The 20,492-nt window shown below is 66.8% G+C and carries 15 protein-coding genes and 1 pseudogene; 11 read left to right on the plus strand and 5 right to left on the minus strand.

Translation table 11 applies throughout. The features are described 5' to 3' along the window. Window positions 1-236: 236 nt before the first annotated feature. Together BLU54_RS13635 and purN are read right to left on the minus strand one after the other, a co-directional pair. Window positions 237-1,538, minus strand: coding sequence for an RsmB/NOP family class I SAM-dependent RNA methyltransferase (locus BLU54_RS13635; RefSeq protein WP_091909322.1), 1,302 nt, complete (start codon window positions 1,536-1,538; stop codon window positions 237-239). Further along, on the minus strand, window positions 1,535-2,200 hold the full coding sequence (purN, locus tag BLU54_RS13640; RefSeq protein WP_091909325.1) for a phosphoribosylglycinamide formyltransferase: 666 nt from the start codon (window positions 2,198-2,200) through the stop codon (window positions 1,535-1,537). The genes BLU54_RS13635 and purN overlap by 4 nt, the downstream gene beginning before the upstream one ends. 181 nt (window positions 2,201-2,381) lie before the next feature. On the opposite strand from purN, the gene BLU54_RS13645 reads away from it, so the two are divergent. From BLU54_RS13645 to dut, 5 genes are all read left to right on the plus strand, one after another. Further along, a complete protein-coding gene (locus BLU54_RS13645) occupies window positions 2,382-3,350 on the plus strand; it encodes a bifunctional riboflavin kinase/FAD synthetase (RefSeq protein ID WP_091909328.1) in 969 nt (322 codons plus the stop codon). Between the two features lie 123 nt (window positions 3,351-3,473). Further along, window positions 3,474-6,368, plus strand: a complete 2,895-nt coding sequence (gene ileS / locus BLU54_RS13650) for an isoleucine--tRNA ligase (protein ID WP_091909876.1) — start codon at window positions 3,474-3,476, stop codon at window positions 6,366-6,368. Then, the gene (gene lspA, locus BLU54_RS13655) at window positions 6,368-6,886 is read left to right on the plus strand and encodes a signal peptidase II (RefSeq protein WP_091909331.1); all 519 of its coding nucleotides are present in this window, start codon (window positions 6,368-6,370) and stop codon (window positions 6,884-6,886) included. The genes ileS and lspA overlap by 1 nt, the downstream gene beginning before the upstream one ends. A gap of 34 nt (window positions 6,887-6,920) precedes the next feature. Then, window positions 6,921-8,243, plus strand: a complete 1,323-nt coding sequence (gene coaBC, locus BLU54_RS13660; RefSeq protein WP_091909334.1) for a bifunctional phosphopantothenoylcysteine decarboxylase/phosphopantothenate--cysteine ligase CoaBC — start codon at window positions 6,921-6,923, stop codon at window positions 8,241-8,243. A 197-nt stretch (window positions 8,244-8,440) separates the two neighbouring features. Continuing rightward, window positions 8,441-8,887 (plus strand): dUTP diphosphatase, encoded by a 447-nt coding sequence (gene dut, locus BLU54_RS13665; protein ID WP_091909336.1) that lies wholly within the window; start codon window positions 8,441-8,443, stop codon window positions 8,885-8,887. Between the two features lie 129 nt (window positions 8,888-9,016). Here dut and clpA read toward each other — a convergent pair whose 3' ends face one another. Continuing rightward, complete coding sequence (clpA, locus tag BLU54_RS13670; RefSeq protein ID WP_091909339.1) at window positions 9,017-11,317, minus strand: ATP-dependent Clp protease ATP-binding subunit ClpA; 2,301 nt, start codon at window positions 11,315-11,317, stop codon at window positions 9,017-9,019. Continuing rightward, entirely contained in the window at window positions 11,314-11,628 is a 315-nt protein-coding gene (gene clpS / locus BLU54_RS13675) for an ATP-dependent Clp protease adapter ClpS (protein ID WP_091909344.1), read from the minus strand. Before clpS ends, clpA begins: the two co-directional genes overlap by 4 nt. Window positions 11,629-12,082: 454 nt before the next feature. Between clpS and cspD the strand changes: the two genes are divergently transcribed. Next, on the plus strand, window positions 12,083-12,289 hold the full coding sequence (gene cspD / locus BLU54_RS13680; RefSeq protein WP_091909347.1) for a cold shock domain-containing protein CspD: 207 nt from the start codon (window positions 12,083-12,085) through the stop codon (window positions 12,287-12,289). A gap of 378 nt (window positions 12,290-12,667) precedes the next feature. On the opposite strand, the gene icd is transcribed toward cspD, so the two are convergent. Further along, window positions 12,668-13,921 carry an NADP-dependent isocitrate dehydrogenase gene (icd, locus tag BLU54_RS13685; RefSeq protein WP_091909352.1) on the minus strand — a complete coding sequence of 418 codons (1,254 nt, stop codon included), beginning with the start codon at window positions 13,919-13,921 and terminating at the stop codon, window positions 12,668-12,670. Between the two features lie 495 nt (window positions 13,922-14,416). Here icd and BLU54_RS13690 point away from each other — a divergent pair. The 5 genes and pseudogenes from BLU54_RS13690 to BLU54_RS13710 form a co-directional block, all read left to right on the plus strand. Then, window positions 14,417-14,986: pseudogene (locus BLU54_RS13690) on the plus strand (pseudouridine synthase); the annotation flags it as partial. Between the two features lie 276 nt (window positions 14,987-15,262). Then, window positions 15,263-15,457, plus strand: a complete 195-nt coding sequence (locus BLU54_RS13695) for a hypothetical protein (protein WP_091909354.1) — start codon at window positions 15,263-15,265, stop codon at window positions 15,455-15,457. A 128-nt stretch (window positions 15,458-15,585) separates the two neighbouring features. Further along, window positions 15,586-16,056, plus strand: coding sequence for a DUF192 domain-containing protein (locus tag BLU54_RS13700; protein WP_407919420.1), 471 nt, complete (start codon window positions 15,586-15,588; stop codon window positions 16,054-16,056). A 146-nt stretch (window positions 16,057-16,202) separates the two neighbouring features. After that, the gene (fusA, locus tag BLU54_RS13705) at window positions 16,203-18,305 is read left to right on the plus strand and encodes an elongation factor G (protein ID WP_091909357.1); all 2,103 of its coding nucleotides are present in this window, start codon (window positions 16,203-16,205) and stop codon (window positions 18,303-18,305) included. A gap of 528 nt (window positions 18,306-18,833) precedes the next feature. Then, a complete protein-coding gene (locus BLU54_RS13710) occupies window positions 18,834-20,474 on the plus strand; it encodes an ABC transporter substrate-binding protein (protein WP_170845158.1) in 1,641 nt (546 codons plus the stop codon). Window positions 20,475-20,492: the final 18 nt, after the last annotated feature.

Raw genomic sequence — 20,492 nt, forward strand, 5'->3', positions numbered from 1 at the left:
GACAACGGACAAGAACAAGTAAAAACCGGCACCGCACGCGCCGACAAGGCGAACTCGTCGCCATCGGCGTTGCGGTCCGTTCCGCCGTCGCCGTGGTGCTTACGGCCGTGGTGCTTACACAACAACCGCGGCTCATCGCCCCACGTGCCCGTGCCGGCAGCAACGGTTGGCGAGCGGGCCAGTGCCGCGCGCGCCGACCGCCATGCAACCGTCCGGTTGCGGTAACGCCGCCAGTGTCAGGCCGGCTCCGACGCCGGCTCGGCAGCGGTCGCTTTGGCGGCTGCCTTGCGTTGCAGGATAGCGGCGAAGAAGCCGTCCGTACCGTGGCGATGTGGCAGCAGCTTGAGCATCGGTCCCGTGTCGAGGTCGATGCGCTGCGATTTGAGCACGGCCGCCGCGTCGCCCAGTTCGAAATCGGGATGCGACGCGAGAAAGGCTGCCACGATCGCCTCGTTTTCCGCCGGCAGCAGGCTGCAGGTCGCATAGACCAGGCGGCCCGAAGGCTTCAGCAGGCGGGCGGCGGCCGCCAGAATGGACGCCTGCTTCACGTTCAATTCGGCCAGCGAGGCCGGCGATTGCCGCCACTTGAGATCGGGGTTGCGTCGCAGCGTGCCCAGGCCGCTGCAGGGTGCGTCGACCAGCACGCGGTCGATCTTCCCGCCCAGACGCCGGATCTTCACGTCGTTCTCGCTGTCGATGACGATCGGGTGGACATTGGACAGGCCGCTGCGCGCCATGCGCGGCTTGAACTTGGCCAGCCGCCGCTCCGACACGTCCAACGCGTACAAGCGGCCGCTCGAACGCATCAGCGCACCGAGCGCGAGCGTCTTGCCGCCCGCGCCCGCGCAGAAATCGACGACCATCTCGCCGCGCTTCGGGGCCAGCAGATAGGCGAGCAACTGGCTGCCTTCGTCCTGCACCTCGAACCAGCCGTCCTGGAACGCCTTCAGCCGCGTCAATGCAGGCTTGCCCACCAGACGCAGCGCTTCCGGCGCATACGGCGTGGTGCCGCCGTCGATGCCGGCGTTCTCGAGCGCGTCGAGCACCTGTTCGCGCGTCGCCTTCAGCGTGTTCGCGCGCAAATCCAGCGGTGCCGGATAATTCAGCGCCGCCGCCAGTTGCATCAAGCCTTCGTCGCCCAGTTCGGCGCGCAGCGTGTCGCCGATCCAATCCGGCAGGTTCAGGCGCATGCGCTCGGGCAGGCTGGCGGGATCGATCTGGGCGATGCGGTCGAGCCACGCCTTTTCCTCGTCGCTCACCACGGCCGACAGCACGCCGCGTCCGACGGTCTGCATCAGCCCCAGCAGGATCAGGCGCCGGTTCGGCGCGCCGCTGCCGCTCTGGGCCAGATGCGCGAACTCGAGCCGACGGCGCAGCACCGCGAAGATCGCCTCGGCGATCACGCCGCGCTCGGCGTGCCCGAGCTTCGGATGCGCGCGGAAGAAGCGGCTGACGACCGCATCCGCCGGATGCGTGAAGGTCAGCACGTCGGCCAGCAGGGTTTCGGCTTGGCCGATCAGGAATCGATGTAGTTTCATTGCGTAAGCAGGTCGGCCGCGGCCGTTTCGTGGACGCAGGCAAGCGAAGGCCACAGTTGCGGCGCGAGCAGCAGGTCGTCATCGACCAGTTTGATCTGGTCATCCACATATCCGCGCACCACACGCGGATACAGCGCATGCTCGGCGGCCAGCACGCGCTCGCCGAGCGTCGCCGGACTGTCGTCCGGATGCACCGGCACCGCGCATTGCGCGATGATGCGTCCGCCATCGACGGTCGGGCTGACGAAATGAACCGTCGCGCCGTGCCAGCGCACGCCGGCTTCGAGCGCGCGGCGGTGGGTGTCCAGGCCGGCGAAGCTCGGCAGCAGCGACGGATGGATGTTGATCAGGCGGCCCGAATAGCGCGTCACGAAGCCATCGGTGAGCACGCGCATGAACCCGGCCAGCACCACGAGATCCGGCGCGTGCGCATCGATCGCGTCGGCCAGCGCCGCGTCGAACGCGGCACGGCCGTCGTACGCGCGGTGATCGACGACCTCGGTCGCGACGCCATGCTGACGGGCCACCGGCAGGCCGGCCGCATCGGGCCGGTTCGAGATCACCGCGACAATTCGCGCCGGCCAGCGATCGGCCGCGCACGCGCGCAGGATCGCTTCCATATTGCTGCCCCGGCCCGATATCAGGATGACGATTTTTTTCATGGGCGGATTCTATCACCGGCGTCCCGGGCCACCGGCCGCACTCAGCCACGCCCCGCGGCGGGCGGCAGCGGGTGGCGGCAGCCCGTGCGCTGGCGGCGCCGGCGGCCGGCAGCGTGCCCGGGGAGCGCACAAGCGTCTATAATCGAACGCTTTTCTCCGTCCGGACCGGCAGTTTGCCAACGTGAAAGTCTTCAGGGGTCTCCCGAATGCCGAAAGCCGCGAACGTTGCGCGCTGACGATCGGCAATTTCGACGGCGTCCATCGCGGCCACCAGACGCTGCTGGCGCGCGCGCGCGCCGCCGCCGACGCGCGCGGCCTGCCGCTCACGGTCATGACCTTCGAACCGCATCCGCGGGAGTTCTTCGATCCGGGCAGCGCGCCGCCGCGCATCGCATTGCTGCGCGACAAGCTCGAGGCGCTGGCCGCCTGCGGCGTCGACCGGGTGATCGTCGAGCATTTCGGTCCGTCGCTCGCCGCGCTGTCCCCGGATGCGTTCATCGACGACATGCTCGTCGACGGCCTGCACGCGCGCTGGGTCCTGGTCGGCGACGACTTCCGCTATGGCGCCCGGCGTGCCGGCGACTTCGCCGCCCTGGCGGCCGCCGGGGCGCGGCACGGCTTCGAAGTCGAGCGCATGGACACGTTCGCCGACGTGAACGGCGCGCGCATCTCCAGCTCGGCCGTGCGCGCGGCGCTGGTGTCGGGCGATCTGGGCGCGGCAGAACAACTGCTCGGCCGCGCCTATGCGATGTCCGGCCGCGTCGTGCACGGCAAGAAGCTGGGCCGGGATCTCGGGTTCCCGACGCTCAACCTGCACATCGCGCACAAGCGCCCCGCGATCGCCGGCATCTTCGTGGTGCGCGTGCACGGCCTGGCCGCCACGCCGCTGCCGGGCGTCGCCAGCATGGGCCTGCGCCCGACGGTCGACGACTCCGGACGCTTTCTGCTGGAAGTGCATGTGCTCGACTGGAGCGGCGATGCGTACGGCAAACTGGTGCGCATCGAGTTCCTGCAGAAATTGCGCGACGAGGAACGCTACATCGACCTGCCCACATTGATCGCGGCGATCGGGCGCGACGTCGCGCACGCGCGCGCGTGGTTCGATCGCTCGGGCACCGGCGCGACGACTGCCACCGACCGAATTAGGTAGGCTGGCGCGGCGGGCGCGGGCCATGCCCGACCGCCGCGACCGGCAGGCATCTCACCCGCCGCAGGCGCCGGCCCCGCAATGCCGCGCCAGCGCGCGGCGCACCCATTTCGCGAAGTCGCACACATGAGCCAAGACAACCACGAGTCCCAGCCCGCCCAGGGCGCCAAGCCGAGCAACGGCAAGGCCGGCAAGCCGCAGAAGCACGCCAAGGCGTCCGCCTATCCGGTCAACCTGCTCGAAACGCCGTTCCCGATGCGCGGCGACCTGCCGCGCCGCGAGCCGGAATGGATCCGGCAATGGCAGGAAAAGGACATCTACGGTCAGATCCGCGCGGCCAGCTTCGGCCGGCCGAAGTTCGTGCTGCACGACGGCCCGCCCTACGCGAACGGCGACATCCACATCGGTCACGCGGTCAACAAGATCCTGAAGGACATGATCGTGAAGGCGCGCACCCTCGGCGGCTTCGACGCGCCCTACGTGCCGGGCTGGGATTGCCACGGCATGCCGATCGAGATCCAGATCGAGAAGCAGTTCGGCAAGAACCTGCCCGCCGACGAGGTGCAGCGCCGCGCGCGCGCCTACGCGACCGCGCAGATCGATCGCCAGCGCGAGGATTTCAAGCGCCTGGGCGTGCTTGGCGACTGGGCGCGGCCGTACCGCACGATGGACTACGGCAACGAGGCGGACGAAATCCGCGCGCTCGCGAAGATCCTCGACAAGGGCTACGTGTTCCGCGGCCTCAAGCCGGTGAATTGGTGCTTCGATTGCGGCTCCGCGCTGGCCGAGGCGGAAGTCGAATACCGCGACCGCACCGACCTGTCGGTCGACGTCGGCTTCGCGTTCGACGACCCGGCGGCGGTGGCCGCCGTCTTCGGCCTGCCGGCACTGCCGGACAAGCCCGGCCAGATCGTGATCTGGACCACCACGCCCTGGACCATCCCGGCCAACCAGGCGCTGAACGTGCACCCCGAGATCGAATACGCGCTGGTCGACGCCGGCACGCGGCTGCTGATCCTGGCCAGCGAACGTGTCGCCGCCTGTCTCGACAGCTATGGGCTGAGCGGCAACGTGCTGGCGACGGCGCCGGGCGCCCGCCTCGCCGACCTGCGTTTCGTCCATCCGCTGGCGTCCCTCGACGAAGGCTACCGGCGCACCGCGCCCGTCTACGTCGGCGACTACGTGACGACGGATACCGGCACCGGCATCGTGCACTCGGCGCCCGCCTACGGCATCGAGGACTTCGTCTCGTGCAAGGCGCACGGCATGCGCGACGACGACATCCGCAACCCGGTGATGGGCGACGGCCGCTACGCGTCGAGCCTGCCGCTGTTCGGCGGCATGTCGATCTGGGACGCCAACGAACCGATCGCCGAGCGTCTGGCCGAGGCCGGCAGCCTGCTCGCCCGGCACAAGCATCCGCACAGCTACATGCACTGCTGGCGGCACAAGACGCCGATCATCTACCGCGCCACCTCGCAATGGTTCGCGGGCATGGATATCACGCCGCGCGACGGCGGCGCGACCCTGCGCGAGACGGCGCTGGCCGGCATCGAGGCGACCCGCTTCTTCCCGTCGTGGGGCAAGCAGCGCCTGTTCGGCATGATCGCCAACCGCCCGGACTGGACCCTGTCGCGGCAGCGCCAGTGGGGCGTGCCGATGGCGTTCTTCGTCCACAAGGAAACCGGCGAGCTTCACCCGCGTACCGTCGAACTGCTCGAACAGGTCGCGCAGCGCGTCGAACAGCACGGCATCGAGGCCTGGCAGACGCTCGATCCGGCCGAACTGCTCGGCGACGAGGCCGCCCAGTACGAGAAGAACCGCGACACGCTGGACGTCTGGTTCGACTCCGGCACCACGCACTGGCATGTGCTGCGCGGCTCGCACGCGGACCAGCTCGTGTTCCCCGCCGATCTCTACCTGGAAGGCTCCGATCAGCACCGCGGCTGGTTCCATTCGTCGCTGTTGACCGCGTCGATGCTCGACGGCCAGCCGCCGTACAAGGCGCTGCTCACGCACGGCTTCACCGTCGACGGCGAAGGCCGCAAGATGTCCAAGTCGATCGGCAACACGATCGTGCCGCAGGACGTCGCGTCGAAGCTGGGCGCCGAGATCATCCGGCTGTGGGTGGCGTCGACCGATTACTCCGGCGAGCTGTCGATCTCGGACGAGATCCTGAAGCGCGTTGTCGAGGGCTATCGCCGCATCCGCAACACGCTGCGCTTCCTGCTCGCCAATCTGGCCGACTACGACGCCGACCGCGATGCGTTGCCGGTCACGGAATGGCTGGAGATCGACCGGTATGCGGTCGCGTTGTGCGACCGCCTGCAGCAGCAGGTGCTGTCCCACTATGACCGCTACGAATTCCACCCGGTCGTGGCGATGTTGCAGACCTTCTGCTCCGAGGATCTGGGCGGCTTCTACCTCGACGTGCTGAAGGACCGGCTGTACACGACCGCGGCGGCCTCGCACGCGCGGCGCTCCGCGCAGAACGCGCTGTGGCACGTCGCGCACGGCCTGCTCAAGCTGCTCGCGCCGTTCGCGTCGTTCACCGCCGAGGAAGCGTGGCAGGTCCTGCACCCGCAGATGGACACGCTGTTCGTCGAGACCTTCCACGTCCTGCCGCCGCTGGCCGACGGCGAGGCACTGCTTGCAAAGTGGACGCTGCTGCGCGAGGTCCGCAGCGACGTGACCAAGTCGCTCGAGGAAGCGCGCACGGCCGGCGCGATCGGCGCCTCCCTCGACGCCGAGGTCTCGGTCCGGGCCAGCGGCGCACGCTTCGATGCGCTCAGCAGCCTGGGCGACGACCTGAAGTTCGTGCTGATCACGTCGAAGGCCGACGTGGTGCGCGTCGACGACGAAGCCGCGCATGGCGTCGACGTGACGCGCTCGCTCGCACCGAAATGCGAGCGATGCTGGCATCATCGCACCGACGTCGGCATCGATCCCGCCCATCCGACGATCTGCGGACGTTGCTTCAGCAACCTGTTCGGCGAAGGCGAATCGAGGAGTGCGGCCTGATGGCAACCCGAAGCATGACGATGAAAAGCGCGGGCCCGGTGCGACGCGGCTCGGTCTGGCCGTGGCTGGGCCTGGCCCTGCTGGCGATCCTGATCGACCAGTTGACGAAGGTGATGATCGTCCGACTGTTCCAGTATGGCGAGTCGCGCCCCGTCACCGACTTCTTCAGCCTGGTGCTGGTCTACAACCGAGGCGCGGCCTTCAGCTTCTTGGCCAACGCCGGCGGCTGGCAGCGCTGGGGCTTTACCGCGCTGGGACTGGTCGCCGCCGTGTTCATCTGCTGGCTGCTGCGTCGTCATGCCTCGCAGAAGGTGTTCTGCACCGCGCTGTCGCTGATCATGGGCGGCGCGATCGGCAATGTCATCGACCGGCTGGTGTACGGCCACGTGATCGACTTTCTCGACGTGCACTGGCAGCACTGGCATTGGCCCGCCTTCAACGTCGCGGACAGCGCGATCACCGTCGGCGCGGTCCTGCTGCTCGTCGACGAAATGCGCCGCGTGCGTCGTGCACGCTGACACGTAGTCCGCACGCCAGCCAGCGAGGGAGACCATGTCCGCATCGCAATCCGACCCCGCCTTCCCGGTGGACCGCGACGCCACGCCGGCCGACGCCGATGCGACGGTCGCGCACGCTGCGGCGTTGCTGTCGACCGCAACGTCATCGCACGACGCGCTCGAACTGGCCGGCCGGCGAATCGTCGTCGGCCTGACCGGCGGCATCGCCTGCTACAAGGCGGCCGAACTGACGCGCGAACTGGTTCGGCGCGGCGCGGAGGTCCATGTCGCGATGACCGAGGGGGCCACCCACTTCATCACGCCGCTGACCATGCAGGCGCTGTCCGGCCGCCCGGTGCATCTCGACCAGTGGCGGCAGGACGGCAATGGCATGGCGCACATCGACCTGTCGCGCGGCGCCGATGCGATCGTGATCGCGCCGGCGTCGGCCGACTTCATGGCCAAGCTTGCCTGCGGCATCGCCGACGACCTCCTGCTGACCCTGTGCCTGGCGCGCAACTGCAAGCTGCTGGTGGCGCCCGCGATGAACCGGGAGATGTGGGCCAAGCCCGCCACCACGCGCAATGTCGCGCAGTTGCGCGACGACGGGGTGGAGATCTGCGGCCCCGGCAGCGGCGCGCAGGCCTGCGGCGAGGTCGGCGACGGCCGCATGCTCGAAGCCGGGCAGATCGCCGACGCTCTGTGTGCGGCGCTGCGGCCAAAGCTGCTGGCGGGCCGGCATGTCGTGCTGACCGCCGGGCCGACCTTCGAGCCGCTCGATCCCGTGCGAGGCCTGACCAACCGCTCGAGCGGCAAGATGGGCTTCGCCCTCGCGCGTGCCGCCGCCGACGCGGGCGCGAGCGTCGATCTCGTTGCGGGTCCGGTGGCGCTTCCGACCCCGTGGGGGGTGCGGCGTCACGACATCGAAACGGCCAGCGAGATGCGCGCCGCGGTGCTCTCGCTGGTGCCGCACGCCGACGTGTTCATCGGGGTCGCGGCCGTGTGCGACTGGCGCGCCGCCGAGATCGCGACCGACAAGATCAAGAAGTCGGTCGACGCGGCACCGCCGCGGCTCGCGCTGGCCGAAAACCCGGACATTCTCGCCGAGGTGGCCGCGCGGCCCGACGCGCCGTATTGCGTCGGCTTTGCGGCCGAGAGCAGCGACCTTCTGAAGCTTGCGGCTGCCAAGCGCGTGCGCAAGGGCGTGCCGCTGCTGGTCGGCAATCTCGGCCAGCAGACCTTCGGCCGCGACGACAACGAAGTCGTGCTGTTCGACGCCGACGGACCACGGGCGCTGCCGCGTACCGGCAAGGCCGTGCTGGCCCATGCGCTGATCGCCGAGATTGCACGGCGACTGCCGCGCCGGCCGCCGCCCTGAGCATGATCCGGCGCCGGGCCGCGTCGGTCGAACAGGGGCGCGCTCGCCGCTCGCTCACGCGGTGGCGCCGACCCACCGGCGCGGCCCTGCCTGACTCCGCTGGCCTCGCTGCCTCGCTTCGCCGGCGTCGTTGCGCCGCGCCACCCTGCGTGGTGCGGCAACTTGCCACTTTTTTCGTCCCTCTCTCACGCCAGCCGATGCAAATCGATATCAAGGTACTGGACGCGCGGATGCGCGAGCAACTGCCCCGTTATGCCACCTCCGGCAGCGCCGGTCTCGACCTGCGCGCCTGCCTGGACGCGCCGCTGGACCTTGAGCCGGGCCAGACGGAATTAGTGCCGACCGGCCTGGCGATCCATCTGGACGACCCCGGCTACGCGGCGTTGATCCTGCCCCGCTCCGGGCTCGGCCACAAGCACGGCATCGTGCTGGGCAATCTGGTCGGGCTGATCGATTCGGATTACCAGGGTCAACTGATGATCTCGACCTGGAACCGCGGTCAGCAGGCGTTCCGAATCGAACCGTTCGAGCGGCTGGCGCAATTGGTCATCGTGCCGGTCGTGCAGGCCCACTTCAATCTGGTCGACGAGTTCAGCGACAGCACGCGCGGCACCGGCGGGTTCGGCAGCACGGGCCGCGGCTGAGCGGACCACGGACCGCCGTTGTTCGCCCGCCTGCGTTCCGGCCGCCCGCGGCGGGGTGCTGCCGCGAACGGACGGCACCATGAAAAAAGCCACCCCGCAGGGTGGCTTTTTGCTGTGCGGCCAGGCCGGTCACTCGACTTCGGCCGCCTCCGGCTTCGCGTCGCGCGGCGCGCCGCTGTCATCGAAGCTCAGCTGGACCTTGTCGTCCGCGTCCACATCGACCGATACGCGTCCGCCGCTGGCCAGACGGCCGAACAACAACTCGTCGGCCAGCGCCTTGCGGATCAGGTCCTGGATCAGACGCTCCATCGGACGCGCGCCCATCAGCGGATCGAAGCCATGCTTCGCGAGATGATGGCGAAGGGCGTCGCTGAAATGGACGTCCACCTTCTTCTCGTGCAACTGGTCCTCGAGCTGCATCAGGAACTTGTCGACCACCCGCAGGATGATCTCCTCGTCCAGCGACTTGAAGTTGATGATCGCGTCGAGCCGGTTGCGGAACTCGGGCGTGAACATCCGCTTGATGTCGACCATCTCGTCGCCGGCTTCCCGGCGCGTCGTGAAGCCGATCGTCGACTTCTGCATCGCCTCGGCACCCGCGTTCGTGGTCATGATGATGATCACGTTGCGGAAGTCGGCCTTGCGTCCGTTGTTGTCCGTCAGCGTGCCGTGGTCCATCACCTGCAGCAGCACGTTGTAGATGTCCGGATGCGCCTTCTCGATTTCGTCGAGCAACAGCACGCAATGCGGCTTCTTCGAAATCGCCTCGGTCAGCAGCCCGCCCTGGTCGAAGCCGACGTATCCCGGCGGCGCGCCGATCAGCCGGCTCACCGCGTGGCGCTCCATGTACTCGGACATGTCGAAACGGATCAGCTCGATGCCCAGCGTGAAGGCCAGCTGCTTCGCGACCTCGGTCTTGCCCACGCCGGTCGGGCCGGAGAACAGGAACGAGCCGATCGGCTTGTCCGTCTTGCCCAGGCCCGCGCGCGACATCTTGATCGCGGCGGCCAGCGCCTCGATCGCGGGGTCCTGACCGAACACGACCGCGCGCAGGTCGCGATCGAGCGTCTGCAACTTGCCGCGGTCGTCCTGCGACACGCTTTGCGCCGGCACGCGCGCGATCTTCGAGATGATCTCCTCGATCTCGCTCTTGCCGATGGTGCGCTTCTGACGCGACTTCGGCAGGATCCGCTGCGCCGCACCCGCCTCGTCGATCACGTCGATGGCCTTGTCCGGCAAATGGCGGTCGGAGATGAAGCGCGCCGACAGCTCGGCGGCCGCCGACAGCGCGCCCGACGAATACTTCACGCCGTGGTGCTCCTCGAAGCGCGACTTCAAGCCGCGCAGGATCGCGATGGTCTGTTCGACCGTCGGCTCCACCACGTCGACCTTCTGGAAACGACGCGACAACGCCGCATCCTTCTCGAAGATGCCGCGGTATTCGGTGAAGGTCGTCGCGCCGATGCACTTCAACTGGCCCGACGAGAGCGCCGGCTTGAGCAGATTCGAAGCGTCGAGCGTGCCGCCCGACGCGGCGCCCGCGCCGATCAGCGTATGAATCTCGTCGATGAACAGCACCGCGTGCGGACGATCCTTCAATTCCTTCAGCACGGTCTTCAGGCGCTGCTCGAAGTCGCCGCGATACTTGGTACCGGCCAGCAGCGCGCCCATGTCGAGCGAATACACGACCGCGTCCGACAGAATGTCCGGCACGTCGCCGCGCGTGATGCGCCAGGCCAGGCCCTCGGCGATCGCGGTCTTGCCAACGCCCGCCTCGCCGACCAGCAATGGGTTGTTCTTGCGGCGGCGGCACAGCACCTGGACCACCCGCTCGACTTCGGACTCGCGGCCGATCAGCGGATCGATCTTGCCGTCCTTCGCCATCTGGTTCAGGTTCTGGGTGAACTGGGCGAGCGGCGTTTCCTTCTGGCCGGCGGCGTCCTCGCCCTCGGCCGGGGCCGCCTCGCCGCCCTTGCCGGCATCGGTCGCGCCGGCCTTCGAGATGCCGTGCGAGATGAAATTGACCACGTCCAGACGCGTCACGCCCTGCTGTTGCAGATAGTAGACCGCGTGCGAGTCCTTCTCGCCGAAGATCGCCACCAGCACGTTCGCGCCGGTCACTTCCTTCTTGCCGTTGGACGTCGACTGCACGTGCATGATCGCGCGTTGAATCACGCGCTGGAACCCGAGCGTCGGCTGTGTGTCGACCTCGTCGTTTCCGGCCACCGTCGGCGTGTTGTCGTGGATGAAATTGCGCAGATTCTGACGAAGGTCTTCGATATTCGCCGAGCACGCACGCAAGACTTCGGCTGCCGTTGCGTTGTCCAGCAACGCCAGCAGGAGATGTTCAACGGTGATGAACTCATGCCGCGCCTGGCGCGCTTCCATGAACGCCATGTGCAGACTGACTTCCAGTTCCTGGGCAATCATGCTTCCTCCATCACGCACTGCAGCGGATGCCCCGACTGCCGTGCATGGCTAACCACTTGCTCAACTTTGGTCGCCGCGACATCTCGCGTATAGACCCCACAAACTCCCCTGCCCTCGCGGTGAACCTTGAGCATGATCTGCGTCGCGGTTTCACGGTCCTTGTTGAAGTAATCCTGCACGATCATGATGACGAACTCCATGGGTGTGAAGTCGTCGTTGAGCAGCATCACCTTGTACATGGACGGCGGCTTCAGCTTCTGTTGCTGCCGCTCCAGGACGGTACCGTCCTGTTTGTCCGGGATAATCGCCATACATTCATTCTAAACAAGTCGCTCCGGGGCCAAGGCAGCGACGCAATTAGCGTTCCGACGCCTGCCTCGGCGGCCCGGAATACCGCGCCGCCCCACCCGCACCGACCCGTTCGATCTCCGTCAAGAATTGTCAGGAAACGTCCCGTCTGCGAGAAGCACCATGACCTTGGGCAGTGACGCTTCCTCACCTCATCTGGAGCGATTATGAGCAATTTCAAGCCGGCCCGCTGGCCTGCCTGAAAAGCCGAATATAACCCTGCCGAAGCCCCGGTTTTGCACGTCCGCAACGTCGCCAAAAAGCGCTTGACAGGTGATTTAAGAGCCTCAACAATCTTTCTCGCACCTTTTTGAACACAATGAAAAGGGCTTCCGTGCGCCGCCGGCCTGCCTAATGGCACGGTGGTGGGCGCTTATTCGGTCAGATGCAGCGGACAAGAGTCAGAGGGGAAGTAGCATGGCAACAGGTACGGTCAAGTGGTTCAACGACGCGAAAGGTTTCGGCTTCATCACGCCGGATGAAGGTGGCGAGGATCTGTTTGCGCACTTCTCCGCCATTCAGATGAATGGCTTCAAGACGCTGAAGGAAGGCCAGAAGGTCAGCTTCGAAGTCGTGCAGGGCCCGAAGGGCAAGCAGGCGTCGAACATCCAAGCGGCATTCTAAGTACGAGCAAGACCGACACGGGTGCAGCGGTGCCCGTGCCCGAGCAAGGCGATCGCGGTTGACCGCGATCCGACATGAAGCGAGGCAGGCGGTGCAGTGCCTTGCCTCCCGATACCGCAGGATGCCTGGACCAACGCACTTGAACGGGTGCTTGGTTGTTGGAACAACCTGCAGCATGGACACGTCTGTCGGTTCCCGACGCCGGCGTCGCGTTCCCGACGAAAAAGCCCCGTCACCTCACGGTGACGGGGCTTTTTCGTTATGCGGACAGCCTGGCGCGTCGGCGACGCGCCGTGACGCATCGTGCGGCGACGTGCGGCACACCGCGGACGCCGGCGCGACGCACGGCCCGCTGGAGAGCAGGCCGTGCCGAGCGGCTTACATGTTTTCGATCAGCACCTGACCGAAGCCCGAGCACGACACCTGCTCGGCGCCGTCCATCAGCCGCGCGAAGTCGTACGTCACGCGCTTCTGCAGGATCGACTTCTCCATCGCGGCGATGATCACGTCAGCCGCTTCCGTCCAGCCGAGGTGACGCAGCATCATTTCGGCGGAGAGGATTTCCGAACCCGGATTCACGTAATCCTTGCCCGCGTACTTCGGTGCCGTGCCGTGGGTCGCTTCGAACATTGCGACCGAATCCGACAGATTCGCACCCGGGGCGATGCCGATGCCGCCGACCTGTGCCGCCAGCGCGTCCGAGATATAGTCGCCGTTCAGGTTCAGCGTCGCGATCACGTCGTATTCGGCCGGGCGCAGCAGGATCTGCTGCAGGAACGCGTCGGCGATCGAATCCTTGACGGTGATCTCGTTGCCGGTCTTCGGATTCTTGAACTTCATCCACGGACCGCCGTCGATCAGTTCGGCGCCGAACTCACGCTTGGCCAGATCGTAGCCCCAATCACGGAAGCCACCTTCGGTGAACTTCATGATGTTGCCCTTGTGCACCAGGGTCAGCGACTTGCGATCGTTGTCGATCGCGTATTGCAGCGCCTTGCGGACCAGGCGCTCCGTGCCTTCGCGCGACACCGGCTTGACGCCGATCGACGACGACTCGGGGAAGCGGATCTTCGTCACGCCCATTTCCTTCTGCAGGAAGGCGATGATCTTCTTGGCCTGCTCGCTGTCGGCCATCCATTCGATGCCGGCGTAGATGTCTTCCGAGTTCTCGCGGAAGATGACCATGTCGGTCTTTTCCGGCTCGCGCACCGGCGACGGCACGCCCTTGAAGTACTGCACCGGGCGCAGGCAGACGTACAGGTCGAGCTGCTGGCGCAGCGCCACGTTCAGCGAGCGGATGCCGCCGCCGACCGGCGTCGTCAGCGGACCCTTGATCGAGACGACGTACTCCTTCAGCACCTCGAGGGTTTCCTCGGGCAGCCAGACGTCCGGACCGTAGATCTTGGTCGACTTCTCGCCGGCGAAGATTTCCATCCAGCTGATCTTCTTCTTGCCGCCGTAGGCCTTTTCGACCGCCGCATCGACGACCTTGATCATCACCGGCGTGATGTCGACGCCCGTGCCATCGCCCTCGATGTAGGGAATGATCGGCGTATCGGAAACGTTGAGCGAAAAGTCGGCATTGACGGTGATCTTGTCGCCGGCCGGGACTTTGATGTGCTGATACGACATGAAATCGACTCCAATAAGGGCGGACCGCCTCGACGGAAGGCAGCTTCGGTACGGATCGCGTTATTCTAGGCGCTCGGTGGCGGCAGGACCACGCCGCACGCGTAGGTGCCGGTGGCCGACCGCGCCGGTCGGGTGCTCCCGGCAACGCGTCACTCTTATATAAGACAAAAGACCGCGGCAATATTATGCATTAAACTCCGGCGCCCCGCCATCGTGCTTACCCGTGCGACCGGCGGCTGCACGATGCCGCGCCGGCAAGCGCAACGGGCGATGTCAGCCCTGGCCGAAGCCGGCTGTCGGACGCAGCGGCCGTGCCACGTCGAACGATCCGCCGTCCCAGCGCCCGGATCGTCCGCCGACCGGTTGAGCGCGCGTGACCGCGTCGGGCAGGCGCCAGCGTCGAGCCGCAACATCGGCCTGCCGCCGGGGGCACTCACCGGCGCCGCTCGCGCGCTGCCCGTTCCGCCCCTCCGGCGCTCAATTCTGGACACTGTCATGGCCCGTCTCATCGCTCTCAACAAACCGTTCGACGTGATCTGCCAGTTTTCCGCGCATCCCACGCGCCGCACCCTCGCCGACTGCATACCGGTGCCGCAGGTCTACCCGGCGGGGCGACTGGACGCGGACAGCGAAGGGCTGCTGCTGCTCACCGACGACGGCGCCTTGCAGGCGCAGATCAGTGCGCCGCGCCACAAACTGCCGAAGCGCTATCTGGCGCAGGTCGAGGGCCTGCCGGGTGCCGACGCGCTGGCGCACCTGCGCGCCGGCATCGACCTGGGCGATTACCGGACACAACCCTGTCAGGCGCGCGTGATCGATCCGCCCGATCTCTGGCCACGCAACCCGCCGATTCGCTACCGTGCGGCGATCCCGACGACGTGGCTGGAACTGATCATCAGCGAAGGCAAGAACCGGCAGGTTCGGCGCATGACCGCGGCGGTCGGCCTGCCGACCCTGCGGCTGGTACGCCGCGCGGTTGGCGACGTCGACCTGTTCGATCTTGGCCTGGCCCCGGGCGAATGGCGCGAACTGGACGTGGGCGCGCCTTGGCGCGATGAAAGACCGGTGACGCGCGCGCAGCCGCGCCGCCCATTCCGGGCGTCCGGTGAGACCGCACCGGCGCGGACAGCCCGGCCGACTGGTGCGCGTGGCACGCCGCGCGCGCCGGGCGCACAGCAGCGCGCGGCATCCGACGACACGCGCGCGCCAAGGCAACGCGGCACCCGAAAGAAATCGACGAAATTTTGATGAACCGTGTCAACGGCTGCCGCACAGCCGCGTTTTAGGTAGCGACGAGCCGACGAACGGCCAGTCATTTCACTAACGTGTATCGAGGATGTCATGAAGAAACTGATCGCTGCCCTGATCGCTGGCCTGTTCGCCTCCGCCGCTTTCGCGCAAGCGCCGGCCGCATCGGACACGACCGCCGCGTCGTCGGCGAGCGCGAAGCCGGCGAAGAAGGCCCACAAGGCCAAGAAGCATTCGAAGAAGCACGCCGCTGCCGCCTCGGACGCAGCTGCCTCGTCGGCACAGTAAGTCTTTCGCATCGCTGCGATCGCGCCGCCTCGGCGGCGCCGACCAGAGACTCCCGGGCACGCCCGCGGAGTCTTTTTTTTTTGCCGTATCGGATAATATGCGGCAACCGTGACCCCTCGGAGCCCGACGTGCCTTCGACGCTTTTCCGCCGTGCCGCGCTTGCCCTGTCCGGCGCCGCGGTGCTCGCCACCGCCGCTGTGGGCGACGCACAGACGATCAAGCAGCCCGGTGACTTCCCGGTCGTGCAACTTACCGCCGGCATGAACCTGATTCGCGCCGAAGTGGCCGCCACCGAGGCCGATCGCGAGCAGGGCCTGATGTACCGCAAGCACCTGGCTCCGAACGGCGGCATGCTGTTCGTGTTCGACGACGTTGCCGGCCACTGCTTTTGGATGAAGAATACCGAGATCCCGTTGTCGATCGCATTCATCCGCGACGACGGGACGGTGACCGACGTGGACGAGATGCAGGCGCAGACCGAGAACAATCACTGTCCGACCCGCGCCATCCGCTATGCGCTGGAGATGAATCGCGGCTGGTTCAGCCAGCACGGCATCGGTCCGGGCACACGCATCGGCGGCCTGCCCGCACCGCGCTGATTCCGCAGGCCCGCTCTTGCAATTCGGCGTGCGGACCCGCATCTAGGCAGTTGCGCAACGCGCGGCCCGCCGTGGCGCTATTTATGCTTGCTTGACCGGATCGCCGCCGCGCGGCGCTCGTCACCCGAGCTGACAGGAGATTAGAAGTGGCCCGTAAGACTCCCATCGAACGTTACCGAAATATCGGTATCAGCGCCCACATCGACGCAGGCAAGACGACGACGACCGAGCGCATCCTGTTCTACACCGGCGTCAACCACAAGATCGGCGAAGTGCACGAAGGCGCGGCGACGATGGACTGGATGGAGCAGGAACAGGAACGCGGCATCACCATTACCTCGGCCGCCACCACGGCATTCTGGTCGGGGATGGGCAAGAATTATCCCGAACACCGGATCAACATCATCGACACGCCGGGGCACGTCGACTTCACGATTGAAGTCGAGCGCTCGATGCGCGTGCTCGACGGCGCGTGCATGGTCTACGACTCGGTCGGTGGCGTGCAGCCGCAGTCGGAAACCGTCTGGCGCCAGGCCAACAAGTACGGCGTGCCGCGTCTGGCTTTCGTCAACAAGATGGACCGTGTCGGCGCCGACTTCTTCCGCGTCGAAAAGCAGATTCGCGAACGCCTGAAGGGCAACCCGGTGCCGATCCAGATCCCGGTCGGCGCGGAAGACAAATTCCGCGGCGTGGTCGACCTGGTCAAGATGAAGGCGATCATCTGGGACGATGCCTCGCAAGGCACCAAGTTCGAGTACGGCGAGATTCCGGAGGAACTGCAGGGGCTGGCGCAGGAATGGCACGACAAGATGGTCGAGGCGGCCGCCGAAGCCAGCGAGGAACTGCTCGAGAAATACCTGAGCGGCGATGCGCTCACCGAAGACGAGATCAAGCAGGCGCTGCGCAAGCGGACGATCGCCGGCGAAATCCTGCCTATGCTCGCGGGCAGCGCGTTCAAGAACAAGGGCGTGCAGGCGATGCTCGACGCGGTCATCGATTATCTGCCGTCGCCGGTCGACATTCCGCCGGTCGAGGGCGAACTCGAGAATGGCGAGCGCGCCTCGCGCAAGGCCGACGATTCGGAGAAGTTCTCGGCGCTCGCGTTCAAGATCATGACCGACCCGTTCGTCGGCCAGCTCGCGTTCTTCCGTGTCTACTCGGGCGTGGTCAACGCCGGCGACACGGTCTACAACGCGGTCAAGGAAAAGAAGGAACGGCTTGGCCGGATCCTGCAGATGCACGCCAACCAGCGCGAAGAAATCAAGGAAGTGCGCGCCGGCGACATCGCGGCGGCCGTCGGTCTGAAGGAAGTGACCACGGGCGACACCCTGTGCGATCCGAACGCGGTGATCGTGCTCGAACGCATGGAATTCCCGGAGCCGGTGATCTCGCAGGCCGTCGAGCCGAAGACCAAGGCCGACCAGGAAAAGATGGGCCTGGCGCTGAACCGTCTGGCGCAGGAAGACCCGTCGTTCCGCGTGCAGACCGACGAGGAATCGGGTCAGACGATCATCTCCGGGATGGGCGAGCTGCACCTGGAAATTCTGGTCGACCGGATGAAGCGCGAGTTCAACGTCGAGGCGACGGTGGGCAAGCCGCAGGTTGCGTATCGCGAAACGATCCGCAGCGTCTGCGACGAAGTCGAAGGCAAGTTCGTCAAGCAGTCGGGCGGTCGCGGCCAGTACGGCCACGTCGTACTCAAGCTCGAGCCGCAGGAACCGGGCAAGGGTTATGAATTCGTCGACGCGATCAAGGGCGGCGTGGTGCCGCGCGAATACATCCCGGCGGTCGACAAGGGCATCCAGGAAACGCTGAAGGCGGGCGTGGTCGCGGGCTACCCGGTGGTCGACGTGAAGGCGACGCTGTTCTTCGGTTCGTACCACGACGTGGACTCGAACGAAAACGCGTTCCGCATGGCCGGCTCGATGGCGTTCAAGGAAGGCATGCGCCGCGCCAAGCCGGTGCTGCTCGAACCGATGATGGCCGTTGAAGTCGAGACGCCGGAAGACTACGCCGGCACCGTGATGGGCGACCTGTCCTCGCGGCGCGGCATGGTGCAGGGCATGGACGACATGGTCGGCGGCGGCAAGCTCGTGAAGGCCGAAGTGCCGCTAGCCGAAATGTTCGGCTACTCGACGTCGCTGCGTTCGCAGACCCAGGGTCGCGCGACGTACACGATGGAGTTCAAGCACTACGCCGAAGCGCCGAAGAACGTCGCCGACGCGATCGTCAACGCGAAGTCGAAGTAAGCAAGTGTGCAAGTGCGGCCCTGGCGCCGCGCTTGCATCGCTCCGAAGCCGGCGCCCAGGCGCCGGCTTTTTTGCATTCGCTTCACTGAGTCCTTCACCGCTCCTTCCCTGCGTGCGACGGGGTGCGCCGCCGCGCGTGCCCGGCGCCCCGGCCGGCCCCGCCCACCTCCTGCCGCACCCACGGTGTCCTGTGATCGGTCGGATTTGCGCTACCATCGTCCGAAGGCTGGCGGCGCCGCCGCGTGGATCGTTCCGCGTGGATCGTTCCGCGTGGATCGTTCCGCGTGGATCGTTCCGCGTGGATCGTTCCGCGTGGGTATTCCCGCGTGGCCGGCACGGCACGCGTCGCTGCTGCGCCGTGCGCGAGGGCCGGACACTGTGGCGCATGCATCACGCAGCCTGCACGGCGACCATGTTTTCGCCGCTCGCCATCCGCGTTCGCTGGCCGTCAGCGGTCGCACGGATGCCTTCGACCGTCCGCGTGCACTCGCGCGACGCCGCCCGTGCTCATCCGAAGGAGATGCAGAGATCGACGAACTCAGAGCCCGCGCCGGTGCCCACGGCAATGCGGCGATCGATGAATGTCTTGCCGGTCGCATCGGGCGGCGCGAACTGCTGCGCTACCTCGCGGCCATCGGCGTGGGCGGACTCGCGCTGCCACGCGCGGCGCTGGCTCGGTCGGCTCAAGCAGGTCAATCGACTCAACGGGGTCAAGCGGGCGCGACCATTCGCGTCGCGGCGCTCACGCCGACCGGCGCGGTCGATCCGGTCAGGCTGTCCGATCCGGCGGGCATCGGCATCGTTTGTCAAAGCGCCGAATATCTGATCGACGACGACGGCGACACGCTCACGCTGCGGCCGTCGCTGGCCGTCAGTTGGCAGTCTGACGCGGACGGGCGCACATGGACCTTCCGGCTCCGCGATGGCGTGCGCTTCCACGATGGCCGCGCGCTCGACGCCGCGGACGTCGTCGCCACCTTCGACCGGCTGACCGATCCGGCCGTCGGCTCGGCCGGGCTGTCGGTGCTGAAGGGCGTGCTGTCGAAGGGCGGCGCGCGGCGCGCCGACCGCCTCACCGTGGTCTTTCATCTGGACGCGCCGAACGGCAACTTTCCGTACTACGTCTCCTCGGACAATTTCAACGCGGCCATCGTGCCGGCCGACTACCGGGGCGACTTCGAGAAGCGTTCGACCGGCACAGGCCCATTTCGGCTCGAACGCTTCACGCCGATGGTCGGCGCGAGCTTCGTCCGCAACCACGACTATTGGGGCGGCGCGGTGTTGCCGGAGCGGGTCGAGTTTCGCTTCTATGCGGACCAGCAGTCGCAACTGCTGGCGTTGCGTGGCGGCGATGCGGACCTGATGGTCGACTTCACGCCACTCAACGCCCGCAGCATGCTGCAGGACCGCCAGTTCCGGGTCAGCCGCGTGCGTTCAAGCGCACATCGCCAACTGCACATGCGATGCGATCGCGGCCCCTTCGCCGACGCGCGCGTGCGGCGCGCGCTGGCGCTGTCCATCGATCGCGGCGCGATCGTCGACGGCTTCTTCCTCGGCCGCGCGTCGGCCGGCGCCGATCACCCGTTCGCGCCGGTGTTCCCGTCCACGCCGCCCGCCTCGCCACAACGCGGACAGCGTATCGACGAGGCGCGGCGGCTGTTGGCGGAGGCAGGCTTTCCGAACGGTTTCTCGAGCACCCTCACGACCGAGACATACATGGAGTTGCCGGACTACGCGGTGCTGCTGCAAAGCGCGGCCCGTTCGATCGGCATCGACCTGCGCCTGCGCGTCGAAAGTCAGGCGGCGTATTATGGTACGGCGGCCTTCGGCCAGTCGGACTGGCTCGACGCGCCGGTGGGCCTGACCGACTACGGCCATCGCGGCGTGCCCAACATTTTTCTCGAAGCACCGCTGACCAGCAACGGGGCCTGGAATGCCGCTCACTTCCGCGACGGCGGCTACGACAAACTGGTCAAGTCGTATGCCGCCGCCTTGCAGTTGGCCGACCAGCGTCGCATCGCGTCGCAGATTGTCGACCGGCTGCAGCGCGAGACGCCGGTGATCATCGGATACTTCTACGATGGATTGGCCCTGTCGCGGCGCTCGCTGCAGGGTTTCGCGTTCACCGCGATCTCGCAGATCTGGCTGGCACACGCCTCTTTCAGTTGACGCGCCAACGAGAACCGT

This window comes from Chitinasiproducens palmae (assembly GCF_900095735.1).
Taxonomy (GTDB): domain Bacteria; phylum Pseudomonadota; class Gammaproteobacteria; order Burkholderiales; family Burkholderiaceae; genus Chitinasiproducens; species Chitinasiproducens palmae.